We start from the raw sequence: 17959 nt of genomic DNA, 5'->3' as shown, positions 1-17959 counted from the left end.
TCCTCCTACTCATAGGGAATCAGAATGGTTATAACAGTCCCCTCCTGGCTTGTTTCCACATGGAAGCTTCCATGCTCCCCGTAATAAAGTTTGATCCTGGTTATGACATTGCGCACGCCGATACTGGATTCTATGCGCTCTTTCTTATAGTCAAAATGATTGAAATACTCCGCCTGCTCCTCCCTCATACCTTTTCCGTTATCTTTCACCACAATGGATATTTTGTGTTCCCCGGCTTTTGTCAGACAGATATTGATTTCATCCATGCCCGTATTTCCCGGAAAACCGTGGACTAAGGTGTTTTCCAGAAGGGGCTGTATCAGCAGCTTATGGATCCTGCACTTCATCAGATTCTCGTCAGCCTCCACTGTACAGATAAAAGAATATTCAAATCTCTGCTGCTGCAGATACACATATTTTTTCAGGTATTCCAGTTCATCCCGGATTTCCACGATCTCATTGCTTTTGTGGATGCTGTACCTGAGGATCAGGGCCAGGCTGGTTAGCATTTTACTGATGCTGTACTCTTTCCGGTCAATGGCGACCCAGTTGATGGCATCCAGAGTATTGTACAGAAAATGGGGGTTTATCTGCGCTTCCAGGGATTTTATCTCCGCATATTTTTCCCGTACAAGGGCTTCCTTTTCCTGCTCATTGGACGAGCGGATCTGCCGAAGCATACTGTTAAAGTGTCTGCCGATCCTTGCAAACTCATCCATGCCCTCCTCCGGGACCTGTACATCCATATCCCCATTGTTGGCCCTATCCATGGCATTCAGGATCGGTTTTACGGAACGGTCCATCTCTTTTGAGAAGGATACTGCTATCAGCACACAGATCACACCGGCCAGAAGGCCCACCAGCACAATGAGATATGCCAGGTTATGAAGGTCTTTCAGCACATAATTCAGATCCCGCACATTCACCACATAAAACTCCTGATCCTGTACCCCTTTGCTGCGCACGGACAGGCTTGCGCCCCCGGGATACCGGTTGTCCTCCACAAACTTCTGGGCTGCCTGCTCTATTTCCTTCTTCCCCCGCTCCTTCTTCTCCTCCCCGGCAAATATATTCCTCTCCCCGTAATTCCCCTCCGGGTAGGAGATAATATCCCCGTACCGGTTCACAACGAACGTAATGTTTGACTTTGTGCTGCCCTGCCTGTACACGTCGCACAGCGCCTTCTCATCCACACACAGCAGGATACATCCCACAGGTCCCTCTTCGTAATCATTAAAGTCTGTGAGCTGATGCGCTACATAAAAATAATCTTTCTCCCCATATCTGGTGTCCAGCTTATGATACGTCTTGGAATAGACCGTCTGTTTCTCGGCATAGGCCTGTTTGACCATCTCATTGTTTCTGATATCATCCAGGTCAAAACAGAAGCTCTCTGCACCGGACAAGGTCATGCTGTCATAAAAACATACATCCCCGTAAATGCCGGTGACGGCGATCCCCAGTATATCTTTATTTATGTATACGATATTCTGCAGATTTTCCTCTATCTTATGTTTTGCCAAGTAATATCTGCTGCTGTCCCAGATATTAATAGGCTTCAGGTTATCCACATATGTCTGGTCCGTATAGATATCCTGGATCAGATTCTCAAAGGTATCCAGAAAATTCTGTACGTTTCCGGAGGATTGTTCCAGGTTGGCTTCAATCAGCTCTCCGGTCTGCCTGGTTATGGTAGCTGCGCTCTGTTTGTAAGAGATCAGCAGGACAAATATGATCGGGACCAGGGAAACACCTAAAAGAAGCATAAGCATCCGCCTGCCAATCCCCAGTCTCTGCAGTCTTTTTTTCAAAATCTCTCTCTTCTCCTCCTTTGTCTTTGCTGTCAGGATCATATCTGTACATCATGGGCGATCCTCTCTGCCGGCTAAAAAAATGCAGATTTTCCCATAATGAGATACTTTATCATTTTACAGTATGTTTTATCCTGTGCCAAGGTGGAGATATTTGACTTTTGGGGAGTAATCTATATATAATGAGAGATATAAAATGACAGAGATGCCCCTTGTGGTATCTTTTGAAGATAAGGCGGAAACGCATATGAACAGCAAGATTAAAATTATCGAAGACCTTTCCCTGAATGCCTGGCCCTCACATCAGATGCAGATCTATGATGGATGGATCCTCCGGTTTTCTTATTTTTACACCCACAGGACCAACTGTGTGGAACAGATTGGGCCGTCTGCCATTCCACTCATGGATAAGATCGCATACTGCGAGGAGATTTATGCAAGATGGGGAACTCCCACCATCTTTAAGATCAATCCCCTGATGGACAGTTCCTTTGACCAAAAGCTCATGGAGCGCGGGTATCACATTGCCCACACTACAGAGGTCATGACCATGAACCTGGAGAAGTACATGGTGCAGAAACCATTAAGGCCCGTATTCTTAAGCCGGGAAATATCACCGGATTGGCTGAACGGACTGTTTTCTTTAAAGGGAACGGAAAATGAGATACATAAAAAGATCGTGCCCTCTATGTACAGGGCCATTCCGAAAGACACCATATTTGCGTCCATTTATGACGGGGGAAAGATCATAGGGACAGGTCTGGGCATATTAGACAGGGATCATGTGGGGATATACGCCATACATGTGGCGGAAGAATACCGGCGGCAGCATTTAGGAGAGTCCATATGCAGGTCTATCTTAAATTCAGCCATCGACGAAGGGGCCACGGAAGCCTATCTCCAGGTTGTGGAAGGCAATGTGGGGGCGCGGAAACTTTATGAGCGGCTGGGATTTGCATATTTTTATACTTATTGGTTCCGGCAGGAAAGCTGCCGGCCTTTCTCCCAGGATAAATATCCCGACACAATTTCCCGGGGTTGACGCCAGACCCATTCTATGCAATAATTAATTAAACGATAAGTCAATTAATTACGGAAGGCGGTCCTATGGCAAGAAAAAAGATACCGGAGAATTACGAAAAAATGAGGCAGGGCATTATAACGGCTGCTATAGAGCTCATGGTAAAAGGCAGTATAACAGACTTCAGCCTGACAGATGTGGCAGAGAAGGTGGGTTTGTCCAAAGCTGCCCTCTACTGGTATTTTCCAAACAAAAACGCTTTGATTGACCAGGTTGTCCAAAACATTTACGACACCTATATCGGATACATAGAAAAAATAAGCAGCAGCGATCTGAGTTCCTATGAGAAACTCAGGCTGATAGTCCTGGGGGAGGAGGATACTCTTCAGGCTGCCCTGATGTGCGTGTTTCCCATCAAATTCTACCTGGACTCCTACTCAGAAAGCCATGCGGTAAAGACCCTCGTCAAAAACGGCTATGAAAGATACAATTCCCTCATCACAGCCCTGCTGGAAGAAGGCCTCCACAGCGGCGAGTTCCATTCCGACTTACCTGCCGGGGAGTTGTCCAAATTCATCACAGGAGCCATCGACGGCCTGGCCTTTCAGAATCTCCTGGTCTCCTCCGAAAAACCGGAAGTATCCAGGGCCATTATTTTTTCCGTATTAGACCAACTCCTAAAACCCCCATCAACCAGAAAAGAGGAACCAAATGACTAAAAAAAGAAACTTTTGGAGCATCATCCTTGCAATCCCATTTATCCTTGCAGTCTTAACCTGTTTCATCGTAAACTTCGCCCTGGAGCAGCAATTTAACTGGTCTCTGCTGGTAGCCGCAAGCTGTCTCTTCGGCTATCTGGCACTATACACCCTGATATTCGGCGGAAAACACCGCATCCTTCTCACCTACCTGGTCATCTGTATCCTGCTGATCCCCTTCCTGTACATCACAGAATACACAGCCAACCTCTACATCCCCCAGCCCATCTACTGGGTCACAAAATTAGGCATCCCCATAAGCCTTGCCTGGCTGGCCGCCCTTGCAGTCACCGCCCTTCTCAGAGCCCTGACACACGCCAACGCTTTCCTGACAACCGGCTGCTTTATCCTTGCCTTCTACTTTGCAGAACGTTACACCAACAACCAAATAGATGCCTTCACAGGTTTAAACGAGTCCTGGCGCCTCTCCGACCACTACCCCCTCCTCTACTTCTCCGCCGCCGCCCTCTTCCTCCTGATAGGCCTAATCACCACCGCCGCCAACCACTCCCACCCCCGCCAATAAACACCCTCCATTAACCACCCGATATCCCCTCAAAAGAGATATAACATTTATCAGACAAATCCTTCCTAAGAAACAAAATCAGAACAATGAAACAAATTCTGATTGATGTGGTAATAAAGGAGTGAAATAAAATGATTTACGAACCCGAAAATCTAAAAAATAAAAAAGCAATGTATGAAAAAAGAGATAAATGGCTCATTAGATTAGCATTTTTATTTTGGGCAGTGTTGTTATTCCTTTATGTGAACATAGTAATTCCCTATGTAAAATCAACAATTGGCTTTTTAGGTATTATTGTTGGTGGTATTGCCGTTATTACTATTATTTATTTCTTTACTGTATTCTATGTTTTAATGCGGAGAGGACGTCAGTTCAGAAAAATGAACAACGATATTGTAAGAGAATATCACGAAAACAAAAATGGAGAACTCTTTTTAGAAAAACTACTTGCAATGGATATGAAACCAAAAGATATGAATGATGAAATGACATGGTATCTCAATATTGCAACTGCATTTAATGTATTAGGTAAACGAAATGAATGCATTGCTTTATTCAAACAATTAGAAGAAGTTGCAACAGAAAAAGACAAAAAATATATTCAAAATAGTATTAAATTTGTTCAAGAACAATCAGAAAAAGATAATACTAATTAAGTGGTAAGTAAAATTAAGAAAAACGGGAGATAGACAGATGTTTTGTGCTATCTCCCATATTGTTTTAGTGTCATATCAAGGATCATTCAATCGAAAGTATAGTATTTATGAGGATAATCAAAAATTAGATATAAAATTTAATTTTAATCTTTTAAATCTTTTTTCTCTTTAATCTTTTTTCTTTTAAGTCTTATTTTCTTCTAAGTCTTATTTTCTTCTAAGTCTTTTTTTCTTTAACATTTTTTTCTTTCACATCTTTTTCATCCACAACCGCATTAGAACGTCAGGCGGAACAGTGGATGGGAAGGCGGGGGACCGGTTGGTGTGGAGCGATGTTCGTGGAGCGCCCGGGAGATCCACCTGCCCCAGACACTTAGTGAAGAGCGCTCTCGCGATGAACTTAGTGACTGGGAGCAGGTTAGCTCCCGGGCAGCGGAACGCTTCGCTCCACACCAACCGGTCCCCCGCCTTCCCATCCACTGTTCCGCCGTCCCCCTTCTAACTCACCCTACCGAAAAAACAACCCCCCTAACTGCAAATCCCTCTTAAACTCCCGAATCCGAGTATCCCCATCAATATAAACCGCCTCAATTCCCATAGCCGCAGCCCAGTCACCCATCTGTTCCGCCGTAATATCATAAGAAAACGCCGTATGATGCGCTCCTCCGGCCAGGATCCACGCTTCCGCACCGGTAGCCAGATCCGGCTTTGGTGTCCAGAACGCCGTAGCCACTGGCAGCTTAGGCATAGCCTTCTCCGTCTTCTTGCAGTCCACATCATTAATGATCAGACGGAACCGATTCCCCAGATCGATCAAAGAAGCTGCTATGGCAGGACCTGTCTTAGCCGTAAACACAAGACGAGCCGGGTCCTCCCTGTCCCCCATGCTCAGAGGGTTCACCTTAATACTGATCGGACCATCCGAAATGGTAGGGCATACCTCCAGCATATGCGCCTGCAGGATCCCTTCCTTACCCGGAACCAGGTTATAAGTATAATCCTCCATGAAAGAAGTACCCTTGGCGCCTTCCATCCCGGCTGTCATGATCTTCATCAGACGAACCATGGCAGCTGTCTTCCAGTCACCTTCCCCGCCGAATCCGTATCCTTTTTCCATCAATCTCTGGATTGCCAGTCCCGGAAGCTGTTTCAGTGAGCCTAAATCGCCAAAATGAGTGACAATGGCCTGATAATCCTTCTCCTCCAGGAACCTTTCAAATCCAATCTCAATCTGGGCCTGGACTGCCACATGACGTCTGAACTCCTCCGGGTCTCTTCCCTCCAGAAGGATCTCATATTTGTCATAATACTCTTCCACCAGCGCGTCTGTATCACCTTTTGACACAGCCTCCACTGCCTCTGCGATCTCATTCACCGGATAAGCGTCAATTTCCCAGCCGAATTTAATCTGGGCCTCTACCTTGTCCCCTTCTGTCACAGCTACGTTTCTCATGTTATCTGCAATTCTCATGACACGGATATGGCTGCTCTCCATAATACCCACTGCTGTGCGCATCCAGGACGCAATCTTGCCCTGTACCTTTTTGTCACTCCAATGGCCGACCACCACTTTCCGCTCAATTTCCATGCGGGACACAATATGGCCATACTCCCGGTCTCCGTGAGCAGACTGGTTTTCATTCATGAAATCCATATCAATAGTATCGTAAGGGATCTCCTGATTGAACTGTGTATGCAGATGCATCAGCGGTTTTCTGTACTCCTGCAGACCCAGGATCCAGGACTTAGCCGGTGAAAAGGTGTGCATCCATGTGATAACACCTGCGCATTCTTCATCTGCATTTGCCTCATTGAATGTTTTTCTGATAATTTCATTTGTGATCAAAGTCGGTTTCAGGATCACTTCATAAGGAAGCATCCCCGATTTATTTAATTCCTCTACGATGATCCTGGAATGTTCAGCCACTTTTCTGAGACATTCATCCCCGTACAGATCCTGAGACCCTGTGGCAAACCAAAACTTGTAATTTCTGCCTGTTTTCATTAATATCACCCTCCTGTTAATGTCTTCACTTGTTATTCTTCAAATGTATGATATTTTTCTTTTATCATAGAGCTTGTACGGTTATCTTTACAAGTTGTATTCACAGGAAGGGTACAAGTTTTTTAGTTGTACGCCTTTACTTGAACCAGTTTCCCGGGGAGGAAAAACCGTGGGCAAAATCCCCCGGCTCCTCATTTACATCAATAAGGGAACTGACATAACATTTGATCCTGTTGCTTCCGCCCCCTGCATCTTTGAACAGACGGCTGATACGTTCCGCCACGCGGAAACAGTTTTCCTGCGTAATGCCCGGAAGCATGACCAGAAACTGGCAGGAACTATACCGGGTATATAAGTCTCCCCGGCGCAGGGACAGTTTAATGGCAGTCTGGAATTTTTCCGCTGCCTTACTGATCTTCTCCTCATTTTCAATGGGAGTACCCGTGTTGTCTGTCAGTGTGCACAGCATGAGAAAAATCGACATCCCCGTTCGCTCTGTCATGCGTACAATGATCCTGTATGTATCAATAAAACTGGGCAGGGAGCAGAAATAAGCCCCTTTCCCTTTTGTCTTTTCCTTTAATTCTCTGCGTATTTCCCACATATCAGAGGTAACGCCCCGGATCTGGCTGCTCATGGCATGAAAACGCTCCTGCATTTTATCCGATGGGGTCAGTCCAAACTCGTTATAATACAGGGATGCCGTCTCCTCATAGACCTTCAGCGCCTCCTTATGCCGGTATAGGGCCAGCAGGCTGTCGATCCGCCAAAGCTGCCACTCCTCATAGGGATAAATAGAAGCGGCCCGGGTACTGATATACAAAATCTCCTCATATTCCCTCCGGTTTTTCAAAATAGAAAAAAGCTCCCGCAGGCAATTAAAATAAAGGTCCCTATACTTTACACCCGCGATCACTGCCCATGCCTCTGAGGTGACGGTGGATAAAAATTCCCCTTTATAAAGACTGCAGGCCTCCTTTAAAAGCTCCTCCTTCTTCTCACCGCTTGCGGTATGGGCCTCCTCGATCAATGCCTCCATCTGATGGACATCCACGACTGCCTTTATATGCTCATTCCACCTGCAGACGCCTCTCTGCACGGTGATGTAGGGATCATCAGGCATACCTGCTTTTTTGAGCTGTCTGCGGAGTCTGAAAATGGTGTTGTTGAGGCTGCTGTTTCCATTCTCCACACCATTTTTGCCATAAAGATTATCAATCAGTTCTGTCTTGCCTATCCCATCCTTCAGGTGCAGCATAAGAAGCTGAAACAACTGGACAAATTTTGCCGGGCTGCTCCTGTCGAAAACAACGGCAGCCCCCTCATAAGAAATAGAAAAACCACCCAGCATCCGGACCCTCATAATTCCGGTATTTCTTTCTCTCTCCATCTTTTATATCTCCTGCAATCTGTGTGCCGTAAAAAAGGCCGCCCCTCATCCAGGACGGCCTCTCTTTTTCATATCTGCTCTTTTTTCCTTAAATGTTCCATATTTATTTGTTGCTCAAATATTCCTCGATACTTTTCATAGCTTCGACTTCGTCTTCGCCTTCAACTGATACAGTCACGCTCTCACCAGCGTCTAATCCCAAACTCATCATACCCATGATGCTCTTTGCATTTACCTTCTTTTCCTGACTCTCCAGATAGATATTGCTGGCATACTGGCTAGCTACCTGCACGAGTAATGCAATCGGTCTTGCTTCCAAGCCGTTTGAAATACCGATGGTAATTGGTTTACTGATCATATCTGTTCCTCCTTGTTCCCTCTGAGCTCCTCTGCTATGCTGCCGATCTTCCGCAGTCTGTGATTGACTCCTGATTTTCCCACTGGCGGTGTTAATAACATGCCAAGTTCCTTCAAAGAAGCCTGTGGATATTCCAGCCTTATCTGTGCGATCTCTTCCAGATTATCCGGAAGCCGTTCCAACCCAATGGTGTCACGGATATAGGCTATATCCTCCATTTGTTTTACTGCAGCATTTACAGTCTTGTTAATATTCGCCGTTTCGCAGTTAACCTTACGGTTCACGCTGTTGCGCATTTCTTTCAGTATCCTGACATTCTCAAGATTCATCAAGGATACATTGGCCCCCATGAGGCCTAAAATTTCTACGATCTGTGCGCCTTCTTTTACATAAACAACTTCGTGCTTCTTGCGGCTTACAACTTTTGCATCCACTTCAAAGGATTGCACCAGTTCCTGAAGCTGCTGAGCTTTTGACAATGTGGAACATACGATTTCAAAGTGATAAAACTTCTCTGGGTCACTGATGGATCCGGCACATAAAAATGCCCCCCGCAAAAATGCTCTCCTGCAGCAGCTCTTCTGGACAACCAGAGGGTTCACAAGAGCGGCACAGGGCATTGGCTGCCTGTCTGCTGTCAGATACTTTGCTGCCTGCAAAATTCTCACGGTATCTTCCTGACCTCGTACTTCAATCACAAATCTGTTGTTTCTTTTTATTAAACGTTTATCTATAGAAATTTCTCTATCTATTTTAAATGTTTTTTGCAATAAAGTAAAGCACTTTCTTATAACACTTTCATTTTCTGTAGAAAAACAGAGAAACGCATCGCCTTTCTCTGTCCTCTGTATCTCACCGCAAAAGCTGAAAATGGCCGAAAGCTCTGCTATCTGGCAATGCCGCGCAGGGCTGACCAAGCGCTCCAGCTCACGTTTTACGCTTCCGGAGAATGACATTTCTTCGCATCCTTTTCTATATCTCTATGTTCGATCCGTATTCCGTATTCTTCTGACTTTTTAAGCCGTCTGTAAAGCTCATTGGCCAGAGTCACACTGCGGTGCTTACCACCGGTACATCCAATGGAGATCACAAGCTGAGATTTCCCTTCGGATATGTAATTGGGGATCAAAAAACGCAGCATATCCTCCAGTTTATCAGAAAACTCCTGTGCCAGTTCAAATCCCATCACATAGTCACTGACCGGCTTGTCGTTGCCGCTCAGAAAACGCATTCCTTCTATATAATAGGGGTTCGGCAGAAACCTCACATCAAACACCAGGTCAGAGTCCCCGGGGATCCCGTACTTAAACCCAAAGGACAGAACTGTGATCATCAGGTTTCTGAACTTCTGGTTCTCCACAAAGATCTTCTCCAGCTCTTCCTTCAGCTCCCTGGTAAGGAGCTGGCTGGTATCCAGAATATAATCCGCAAATTCCCGCAGAAATGCCAGCCTGGACCGCTCCAGCTTGATCCCTTCATCCACCCTGCCGTTGCCGGAAAGCGGATGGGAACGCCGCGTCTCTTTGTATCGTTTTACAAGAGTCTTGTCGTCCGCATCTAAAAAAAGGATTTCAGGCTGGAACCCCGGCAGCCGCAGCCGCTCCAAAACGTGTTCCAGTTCCGATAAAGCTTTGCCGCTCCTGATATCCACACCCACGGCTACACGCTCGATCTCTCCTGAACTTCCGTCCTTTACAAGCTGCGCAAACTTTTCTATTAAGAGTATAGGCAGATTATCCACGCAAAAATATTCCATGTCTTCCAGCATCTTCAAGGCCGTACTCTTACCGGCACCTGACATTCCCGTCACAATTACAAAACGCATATAAGATCCTCTCTGGTAACCACTTTAAAACTCGCCCAGGAACTTCACTTCCGGCTCCAGGGTAACGCCGAACTTCTCCCGGACTCTCCTTTGTACTTCCTCTATTAGGTTCTTCACATCCTCGGCAGTGGCATCTCCGGTATTGACAACAAATCCGCAGTGCTTCTCAGAAATCTGCGCCCCGCCCACCTGAAAACCGCGAAGGCCTGTATCCATGATCAGTTTACCTGCAAAATACCCCTCGGGCCGCTTGAAGGTGCTCCCTGCACTTGGCATATCCAGCGGCTGTTTGCTGGTACGGCGCTCTTTGAAGTCATCCATCTGTTCCTTAATGTGGGTTGCCTCGCCTTTATTCAGCCTGAGCACTGCTTCCAGTACAATATATCCTTTTTCCTTTACGATACTTGTCCGGTACCCCAGATTCAGTTCTTCTCTCTTCAGGCATATCACACTGCCCTCTGCATCCATGACTGTGACTTCCTCCAGGACATCCTTCATCTCTCCGCCGTAAGCACCTGCATTCATAACAACAGCGCCTCCCAGGGTCCCCGGAATACCGCTTGCAAATGCAAACCCGGCCAGACTGTGGTCCAGAGCCACCGCTGCGATCTTGGAGAGGAGTGCCCCCGCCTTAGCCCGTATGACCTGACCGCTGACTTCAATATCACTCATATTCTTCCAGAGCTGAATGACAACGCCCTTATACCCCTTGTCGCTCACAAGGAGATTGCTCCCATTTCCTAAAATGAAAAACGGCAGATCCTCCCTTTTACAGATATGTAAAATCTTCCGCAGTTCATCCACGCTGTGAGGACGAAGGTAATATTCCGCCGGTCCTCCAATACGAAATGTTGTATGTTTTTTCATTGGTTCATAGACATTGACATTGTCACTGCCCAGACACTGACAAAACTCATTTTCTATTTTTTTATTCACTCTCTTACCTCTTGCTCTGATAATATTATATAAATCCAAATGACACAGCAAAAACAGTTTCAGACAGAAATTTTATTTTCTGTCTGTCTTCTGTCGCATCCCAATTAAATCTTTTATCACCTCTCCGGCGATCATCAGTCCGGCAACTCCCGGAACAAAGGATATACTGGAGGGCACCGGCCTTCCTGTGGACGGCCTGGTCTCCTGTGTCTGTACCTTTTCCTCTTTTAGGCCCATCCGGCGTTTTTTTTCTTTCGGCGCAAGCTCTGTGGAAAAAAGCACCTTAACCTTCTTTATCTTTCTTTTTTTCAATTCCGTCCGCATGACCTTTGCCAGGGGACATACACTGGTCTTCGCAATATCCGCGATCTGAAAACAGGACGGATCCAGCTTGTTTCCGGTCCCCATACAGGATATGACCGGCTTATTGCAGGCCTTTGCCCTCTCTATGAGAAGGATCTTAGCAGAGACCGTGTCCACTGCGTCAACAATATAATCATAACTGGAAAAATCAAATAAACTGACTGTCTCAGCAGAAAAAAAAGTCTCATAGGTATGAACCACTGCGTCCTCATTGATATCAGCAATGCGCTCTTTTGCTACCTGTACTTTTTTTCTTCCGATCGTAGAACGAAGCGCTACCAGCTGTCTGTTCAGGTTTGTTACTGCAACTTCATCGTGGTCCACCAAGATCAGGTTCCCCACACCGGCTCTTGCCAGTGCCTCCACCACATAGGACCCCACACCGCCCAGGCCAAACACTGCGACCTTGGAATCGGCAAGGATCTCCAGTCCCTCTTTTCCTATTAATCCTTCTGAACGGGAAAATGCATGCAGCATACTTGCGGTTCCTCCTAAGTAAAAACTATTTTAATCGAATAACGGCTCGCTTCCCGGGCTCGCCGCTTCTTTCATGTACCGCCTTGACCTAAGTCAAGCCGTATCGAATAACGGCTCGCTTCGCGGGCTCGCCGTTATTCTTCATTATACTATTAAATCCCTTAATTGTATAGAACTAGTTTTTCATCTTTGGCTTAAAAATAAGGCTGGCCAGGTATGCGAATATGAGGGCTGCGGAGATTCCCACAGCGCTGGAAGTAAAGCCTCCCATGAAGATTCCAATGAATCCCTGCTCTCCGATGGCCTTTTTTACGCCTTTCCAGAGAAGATTTCCAAATCCGAGAAGGGGAACGCTGGCGCCTGCGCCGGCAAAATCCATGAGCTTGTCATAGATTCCCACTGACCCCAGAACAGCTCCTGTGCATACCAGAAGTACCATAACGCGGCCCGGCAGCAGCTTTGTCTTGTCTAAAAGTATCTGAACTAGGGCACAGATCAGCCCTCCGACCCAAAATGCATTGATATAATCCATATTAACTGCCTCCTGTTATCCTGCTTTAGCAATGCTCCACCACAACAGCCTGGGCGATTCCCGGCACACTTTTTCCCTCATTGTAACTGACTTTGGACAAAAGCGCTCCTGTGGGGACAAAAAGTACACGTTTCCATTCCCCCTTCTCGATCTTGGGGAGAATATAAGACGCAAAGGTTACGGCTGAACAGCCGCAGCCGCTTCCGCCTGCATGTGTGTCCTGGGATTCCTTGTCATAGATCTCTATGCCGCAGTCCATATGCTGCTTCTCAATGTCAAAGCCTTTTTCCTTCAGCATGTCAAAGAGGATATGCTGCCCTACTTCACCCAGGTCACCTGTAATGATCCTGTCGTAATCCTCAGGCATACGGTTAAAGTCCATCAGGTTCTGGTAAATGGTGTCACAGGCAGCCGGGGCCATACAGGCTCCCATATTCAGGGAATCCTTGAGGCCGAAATCAATGATCTTTCCTGTGGTAATGCCGGTGATCCGGGCCTTTCCCCCTTTTGTTCCCAAGACACAGGCTCCGCTTCCCGTTACCGTCCAGGTGGCGGACAGGGGACGCTGGTTTCCGTATCCGAGAGGAAAACGGAATTCTTTCTCCGCACTGCCGAAATGGCTGGAGGTGACAGCCACCACATAGTCGCCGTATCCTGCCGCCACAGCCATGGAGGACAGGGACAGTGCCTCCCCCATAGTGGCGCAGGCTCCATACAGCCCGTAAACGGGTGTGTCAAACCCTATAATACCAAAAGAGGAGGCAATGGTCTGGGCCAGAAGGTCCCCCACGTAAATGGTGCGGATCTGCCAGTTCTCCAGCTCTGCCTTCCCGATTGCCATGGTGACAGCCTCCTTCTGCAGGACACTCTCCGCTTCCTCCCAGGACTGGCATCCGAACATGCCGTCCTCGCCGCCTATGACGTCAAAGCATTTTCCCAGAGGGCCGTCCCCCTCCTTCTTTCCTACAATGGATGCTCCGCTTAAAATATGAACCGCATGTTCAAACTGAATACTCTGTTTGCCGATTGTCTGTTTTCTCACTTCTGTCATCCCACGATCCCCCATAATTTAAGAACATAATAGACGGCTCCCAATACTGCTGAAGTCAGGATACCATAAAGGATCACCGGACCTGCAATAACGAAAATCTTACAGCCGATCCCGAATACCTGTCCCTCTTTCTGATACTCAATGGCCGGTGCTGCCACAGAATTGGCAAAGCCGGTAATAGGCACCAGGGTTCCGGCACCGCCCCACTTTGCAATTTTGGGATAAATATTGAAACCGGTACAAAGTACGCTTAAAAGTACCAGGATCAGAGAGGTCCAGCCGCCGCTGATCTCTTTATCCAGTCCCTGGCTCATACAGATATTCATGATCCCCTGACCCAGTACGCAGATTGCGCCGCCGCATAGAAAAGCACGGCACATGTTTTTAAAGAGGTTGTGGGTGGGTGTCACCTGTTTTACATATTTTTCATATTCTTTGGCTTTTTTCTGTTTTTCCTGCTCCGCTGCAGTTGCCATAACTTTCACCATCCTTTTTTTCCTGCTTCATGATCATAGAAGCTGCTTGTAACCATCCAGCCGGTCCAGTGCTCCATCCGGCCCGAAACCGGACGAAACGGAACACCAGGCCTTTACTGAATGATTACGCTTTCAGATAGTATGAGAATGTTATGATAAAAATATGTGCGGGAAAAAATTATGATTAAGTTGTCAAAACGCATACTTCGATTTCGCAGAAAATTTTTCAGGACATCCGGTCAATATATAGTAGGTGTGTCGGAGGTGTATTCGCTATATATTGATCGGATGTCCTGGAAAATTAACGAGTAAGCAGAGTATGCGTTTTGACACCTTAACCGATCATGAAAAAAGAAAGGCAAATCCGCGGATATGCAGATTTGCCTCAACACAGCGATCGTCAGTATTTCTTACGCAGTCAATGTTTCCGGGCAGTCAGCGCCTGTCATTGTACTGCTCAAATCCTTCTTCAATCTCTTTTAAAATTTTCGCGTATCTGAGAAGTTCTTTCTGGATTTCCTCTTTGTCATCACGCTCCTGCTTATAGCACACCCGGTGCTCCATGCTGGCCCAGAAATCCATACCAATAGTCCTGATCTGCACTTCCACCGGATAATATTCCGTGCTGTCAATGGTGCAGACCTGAATGCCCAGAACCATGTGATAGCTCCGGTAGCCGTTCTTTTTCGGATTGGCAATGTAGTCTTTTTCTTTGATCAATATAAGATCGTTCTGCTTTTTCAGCTGCTCGGCAAGCAGTTCCACATCTCGCTCAAAATAGCAGATAACCCTGGCACCTGCAATATCCTGAAGATTTTCCTTGGCATTTGTAAAGCTGGGGCTCAGTTCCATCCGCTCCAGTTTATCCTCAATACTTAGTTTCTGCTTGATTCTGGACTGGATATTGTGAATAGGATGGGATGCACTGCCATACATGGAATGGTTCAGCACATCCAGCCTGGCCTTTAGAAGGTTAAGCGCATCCTGATAGGGAACAATCAGATCATAATATTGTTCATTTGTCATATACCGTCCTCCTTTATGGGCAGACCATCCCCCTGTCTGCCCGCTCCCTCTACTATAACATAAACCGGCATATCCATAAATAAAGACGGGCTGAACTTTTTCTAAAAGGCTTATAAACTGTTACTGTACACAGGCCACTGTACCGGGAGGCGTTTTCATGCCGAAAGCATGAAAATCCCGAGGCAGCCCTGCACCCGGCAGCCATATCTGCTTTACTTTATGTCGTAAACGCTTCGCAGCCTGAGTGTATCAGCATTTCCGGAGATGATCTCCACCTCTTTTGTATCCCCGTTCAAATCAAAATAATTGTCGGAAAGGACAAGGTCTTCCTCTTCATTGAGGATCTCTACACTTTTTGCATAGGATGACGCTGTGACCCTGATCTTATTTCCCTCTTTTTCCCAAGTCAGACAGGGGTCTTCATAGCGGAAATACTTCGGGTAGGAAAAAATGACCGTCCCCTCTGACAAAACCTGTGCCTTCTCCTCCCCATCTTTCACTTCTATGGCCTGGAAGCTGACGTACTGGGTAAATACATCCGCATGGGGAAGCTCTGTCTTCTCCATCCACACAGCCGAGAGGGCGGGTACTGTTATCTCCTGTTCCTCCAGGTGCAGGATTTCTGCCTTTTGGTTACGGAGCTGCCAGCAGACTTTGATCTTTTTATCCTCCAAAGTTTCATTGGCCACATTGAGGCGGATGGATTTTTCAAATGTAAAATGCTGCCGGTTCATGTTGGCCTCCTGGGTCATCCAGCCCTCCTCCCTGCAGGAGATCATCACCGGGGCAAAAAAGCGTTTCGCATAATAATGAAGCGCTTTCCACCTGCCGCCGTAGTCAATGGAGGACCAGGATACCACAGGCCAGCAGTCATTTAACTGCCAGTATACAGCACCCATGCATCTTCCCCGGTTCCTGCGGAAGTGCTCCACCCCATAGCGGATGGCATCTGCCTGGAGAATCTGGGATGCGTATAAAAGGGTGGTAAACTCTGTTGGATACCGGTAAGTCTGCTGCAGATAATTCATGATCTTTCCGTTGGCTCCGTAATTCCTCTGGTGTTTTTCCATAACATAGGAGAAAATGTTAAAGTCCTCCGGGTCGTCCGTGATCTGCTCCAGGGTCTTTTTAAAGGGAAATGCCTGAAATCCGAATTCTGAGGCGTAGCGGAAAAAATGTTTTCTGTACTCAGAAAAAGGACGGTTGCCGTGCCATACTTTCCAATAGTGTACATCTCCCCTGTCAGGGTCATTGGGATCATCAAAGGAACCCCCTGAGGAGGGGCTGGCAGGCCAGTAAAAGGTCTGTGGGTCGTATTTTGACAAGACTTCAGGGAGGATACGCTCATACATGAACAGGTAATCCCTCACCTCTGACGGCTTTGTGACCCAGCATCCCTCATCCACGAACATTTCCATCTCATTATTGCCGCACCACAGGCCAAGGGAGGCATGATGCCGGATCCTCTTTATGTTGTCCGCAAACTCCCGGCGGATATTCTCCTCAAATTCCGGCGTCAGTTCATAGACGGAGCAGGCGAACATAAAGTCCTGCCAGACCAGGAATCCCATCTCGTCACACAGCTCATAGAACCAATCCTCCGGATAGCAGCCTCCTCCCCAGACACGGATCACATTAAAATTAGCCTCCCTGCAGGCTTCCAGCAGTTTTCTCGTCTTCTCCCTGCCGGTCCTGCCCAGAAGATGGTCCTCCGGGATATAGTCTGCACCCATGGCAAATATGGATCTTCCGTTTAATTCATGGGCAAAGCTCTCCCCCCACCGGTCCTTTTCCCTGCGCATTGTGACCTGCCGCAGGCCGATCTTTCGCTCCCATGTATCCAGTATGGTGCCCTGATAGCGGAGTGTAACACAGATGTCATAGAGGGGCTGGCTGCCCAGGTTATTGACCCACCACAGCTTAGGGTTTTCAATGGTCAGTTCCTCGGGGGAATCCTCCAGGACCCAGGTTCTGCCCTCCGGTTCCTTAATGCGGACTGTGTAGGTAAAGGTGGACGGCAGGGACTTCACAGATTCCCGGACTTCCACCCGGAAAGCAAGGCTGACCCGGTCCTCCCCATGGCTCTGCTGTATATACACATTGTCAATTCTGGCTTCCTGAATGCCCAGAAGAGAGACCGGGCGGAAAATACCCGCATCCGGAAGATGTGCTCCCCAGTCCCAGCCAAACATATAGTGGGCTTTTCTCAGGTGCATAAACCCTTCGTATGTATCGTCATTTCCGATATTACCGTATTTTTTGTAGGCTTCGGCAATGTATTTCAGAGGGGAATGAAAGATGACCTGTAATTCATTTTCCCCTTCCTGCAGGAGGTCCTTCACGTCAAATTCCCAAATCCGATGCATATTATAGGCTTTCCCTGCATATGTTTGGTTTACATAAATGTCAGCCAGGGTGTCCAGACCGTCAAAATGAAGGACAACCCTGTGGTTTTTAAGCATCCCCGGAAGTAAGGTGAACCGGCATCGGTACTCATAGTCTTTTTCCATGAGGGCACAGATCTTGTCCTCATTGTCCTTCCAGAACGGGTCCTCCATCTTGCCGTTTCTAAGCAGATCCGTATAAACGGTACCCGGCACCACTGCCTCCTGCCAGGCTGTACTGCCCAGCTCCCTCATCTGCCAGACCGTACGGTCCTGTCTAACTGTCCGGAGGGAGTTATCCTCTAACTTTGATATTGGTCCGGCAGTCCTGTATAATGCCTGCCTTTGTCCTTGTGTATTTAAA

The 17959-nt window shown here is 47.2% G+C and carries 17 protein-coding genes; 4 read left to right on the top strand and 13 right to left on the bottom strand.

Translation table 11 applies throughout. The annotated features are described in order from the left end of the window. Positions 1 to 5: 5 nt before the first annotated feature. The gene (locus C6P39_RS13715) at positions 6 to 1853 is read right to left on the bottom strand and encodes a cache domain-containing sensor histidine kinase (protein ID WP_242987044.1); all 1848 of its coding nucleotides are present in this window, start codon (positions 1851 to 1853) and stop codon (positions 6 to 8) included. Between the two features lie 154 nt (positions 1854 to 2007). On the opposite strand from C6P39_RS13715, the gene C6P39_RS13710 reads away from it, so the two are divergent. The 4 genes from C6P39_RS13710 (at position 2008) to C6P39_RS13695 (ending at position 4772) form a co-directional block, all read left to right on the top strand. Further along, a complete protein-coding gene (locus tag C6P39_RS13710) occupies positions 2008 to 2853 on the top strand; it encodes a GNAT family N-acetyltransferase (protein ID WP_330407073.1) in 846 nt (281 codons plus the stop codon). Positions 2854 to 2918: 65 nt separating this feature from the next. Then, positions 2919 to 3551 carry a TetR/AcrR family transcriptional regulator gene (locus tag C6P39_RS13705; RefSeq protein ID WP_104804153.1) on the top strand — a complete coding sequence of 211 codons (633 nt, stop codon included), beginning with the start codon at positions 2919 to 2921 and terminating at the stop codon, positions 3549 to 3551. Then, positions 3544 to 4116 (top strand): hypothetical protein, encoded by a 573-nt coding sequence (locus C6P39_RS13700; protein ID WP_095172213.1) that lies wholly within the window; start codon positions 3544 to 3546, stop codon positions 4114 to 4116. Before C6P39_RS13705 ends, C6P39_RS13700 begins: the two co-directional genes overlap by 8 nt. A 131-nt stretch (positions 4117 to 4247) precedes the next feature. Then, the gene (locus tag C6P39_RS13695; protein WP_104804152.1) at positions 4248 to 4772 is read left to right on the top strand and encodes a hypothetical protein; all 525 of its coding nucleotides are present in this window, start codon (positions 4248 to 4250) and stop codon (positions 4770 to 4772) included. A 508-nt stretch (positions 4773 to 5280) separates the two neighbouring features. Here C6P39_RS13695 and araA read toward each other — a convergent pair. The 12 genes from araA to C6P39_RS13630 form a co-directional block, all read right to left on the bottom strand. Next, the gene (gene araA, locus C6P39_RS13685; RefSeq protein WP_104804150.1) at positions 5281 to 6777 is read right to left on the bottom strand and encodes an L-arabinose isomerase; all 1497 of its coding nucleotides are present in this window, start codon (positions 6775 to 6777) and stop codon (positions 5281 to 5283) included. 136 nt (positions 6778 to 6913) lie between these two features. Further along, complete coding sequence (locus tag C6P39_RS13680) at positions 6914 to 8167, bottom strand: BTAD domain-containing putative transcriptional regulator (protein ID WP_104804149.1); 1254 nt, start codon at positions 8165 to 8167, stop codon at positions 6914 to 6916. A gap of 103 nt (positions 8168 to 8270) precedes the next feature. Next, on the bottom strand, positions 8271 to 8525 hold the full coding sequence (locus tag C6P39_RS13675; RefSeq protein WP_018597868.1) for an HPr family phosphocarrier protein: 255 nt from the start codon (positions 8523 to 8525) through the stop codon (positions 8271 to 8273). Next, positions 8522 to 9481, bottom strand: a complete 960-nt coding sequence (gene whiA / locus C6P39_RS13670) for a DNA-binding protein WhiA (RefSeq protein ID WP_065543204.1) — start codon at positions 9479 to 9481, stop codon at positions 8522 to 8524. Before whiA ends, C6P39_RS13675 begins: the two co-directional genes overlap by 4 nt. Next, complete coding sequence (gene rapZ, locus C6P39_RS13665; RefSeq protein WP_095172219.1) at positions 9460 to 10350, bottom strand: RNase adapter RapZ; 891 nt, start codon at positions 10348 to 10350, stop codon at positions 9460 to 9462. The genes whiA and rapZ overlap by 22 nt, the downstream gene beginning before the upstream one ends. Positions 10351 to 10374: 24 nt before the next feature. Next, on the bottom strand, positions 10375 to 11286 hold the full coding sequence (gene murB / locus C6P39_RS13660; protein ID WP_095172220.1) for a UDP-N-acetylmuramate dehydrogenase: 912 nt from the start codon (positions 11284 to 11286) through the stop codon (positions 10375 to 10377). A gap of 72 nt (positions 11287 to 11358) precedes the next feature. Then, complete coding sequence (locus C6P39_RS13655; RefSeq protein ID WP_095172221.1) at positions 11359 to 12126, bottom strand: tRNA threonylcarbamoyladenosine dehydratase; 768 nt, start codon at positions 12124 to 12126, stop codon at positions 11359 to 11361. A 175-nt stretch (positions 12127 to 12301) separates the two neighbouring features. Continuing rightward, positions 12302 to 12658, bottom strand: coding sequence for a stage V sporulation protein AE (gene spoVAE / locus C6P39_RS13650; protein WP_065543208.1), 357 nt, complete (start codon positions 12656 to 12658; stop codon positions 12302 to 12304). A 25-nt stretch (positions 12659 to 12683) separates the two neighbouring features. Further along, entirely contained in the window at positions 12684 to 13709 is a 1026-nt protein-coding gene (locus C6P39_RS13645; RefSeq protein WP_095172222.1) for a stage V sporulation protein AD, read from the bottom strand. After that, complete coding sequence (locus C6P39_RS13640) at positions 13706 to 14197, bottom strand: SpoVA/SpoVAEb family sporulation membrane protein (RefSeq protein WP_242987043.1); 492 nt, start codon at positions 14195 to 14197, stop codon at positions 13706 to 13708. The genes C6P39_RS13645 and C6P39_RS13640 overlap by 4 nt, the downstream gene beginning before the upstream one ends. A gap of 423 nt (positions 14198 to 14620) precedes the next feature. After that, positions 14621 to 15211, bottom strand: a complete 591-nt coding sequence (locus C6P39_RS13635) for a GTP pyrophosphokinase (RefSeq protein ID WP_095172223.1) — start codon at positions 15209 to 15211, stop codon at positions 14621 to 14623. A 212-nt stretch (positions 15212 to 15423) separates the two neighbouring features. Then, on the bottom strand, positions 15424 to 17850 hold the full coding sequence (locus tag C6P39_RS13630; RefSeq protein WP_167398062.1) for a beta-mannosidase: 2427 nt from the start codon (positions 17848 to 17850) through the stop codon (positions 15424 to 15426). Between the last annotated feature and the right edge of the window lie 109 nt (positions 17851 to 17959).

Origin of the sequence: Blautia marasmi (assembly GCF_900258535.1) — a bacterium.
Lineage (GTDB): Bacteria > Bacillota > Clostridia > Lachnospirales > Lachnospiraceae > Blautia > Blautia hominis.
Note: the sequence above shows the minus strand (reverse complement) of the source record. Positions and strands in the feature narration are given on the sequence as shown.

Coding starts and splice junctions, on each gene's coding strand:
- C6P39_RS13715 (WP_242987044.1), bottom strand. CDS start 1,853: ATGATCCTGACAGCAAAGACAAAGGAGGAGAAGAGAGAGATTTTGAAA.
- C6P39_RS13710 (WP_330407073.1), top strand. CDS start 2,008: ATGACAGAGATGCCCCTTGTGGTATCTTTTGAAGATAAGGCGGAAACG.
- C6P39_RS13705 (WP_104804153.1), top strand. CDS start 2,919: ATGGCAAGAAAAAAGATACCGGAGAATTACGAAAAAATGAGGCAGGGC.
- C6P39_RS13700 (WP_095172213.1), top strand. CDS start 3,544: ATGACTAAAAAAAGAAACTTTTGGAGCATCATCCTTGCAATCCCATTT.
- C6P39_RS13695 (WP_104804152.1), top strand. CDS start 4,248: ATGATTTACGAACCCGAAAATCTAAAAAATAAAAAAGCAATGTATGAA.
- araA (WP_104804150.1), bottom strand. CDS start 6,777: ATGAAAACAGGCAGAAATTACAAGTTTTGGTTTGCCACAGGGTCTCAG.
- C6P39_RS13680 (WP_104804149.1), bottom strand. CDS start 8,167: ATGGAGAGAGAAAGAAATACCGGAATTATGAGGGTCCGGATGCTGGGT.
- C6P39_RS13675 (WP_018597868.1), bottom strand. CDS start 8,525: ATGATCAGTAAACCAATTACCATCGGTATTTCAAACGGCTTGGAAGCA.
- whiA (WP_065543204.1), bottom strand. CDS start 9,481: ATGTCATTCTCCGGAAGCGTAAAACGTGAGCTGGAGCGCTTGGTCAGC.
- rapZ (WP_095172219.1), bottom strand. CDS start 10,350: ATGCGTTTTGTAATTGTGACGGGAATGTCAGGTGCCGGTAAGAGTACG.
- C6P39_RS13655 (WP_095172221.1), bottom strand. CDS start 12,126: ATGCTGCATGCATTTTCCCGTTCAGAAGGATTAATAGGAAAAGAGGGA.
- spoVAE (WP_065543208.1), bottom strand. CDS start 12,658: ATGGATTATATCAATGCATTTTGGGTCGGAGGGCTGATCTGTGCCCTA.
- C6P39_RS13645 (WP_095172222.1), bottom strand. CDS start 13,709: ATGACAGAAGTGAGAAAACAGACAATCGGCAAACAGAGTATTCAGTTT.
- C6P39_RS13640 (WP_242987043.1), bottom strand. CDS start 14,197: ATGGTGAAAGTTATGGCAACTGCAGCGGAGCAGGAAAAACAGAAAAAA.
- C6P39_RS13635 (WP_095172223.1), bottom strand. CDS start 15,211: ATGACAAATGAACAATATTATGATCTGATTGTTCCCTATCAGGATGCG.
- C6P39_RS13630 (WP_167398062.1), bottom strand. CDS start 17,850: ATGAGGGAGCTGGGCAGTACAGCCTGGCAGGAGGCAGTGGTGCCGGGT.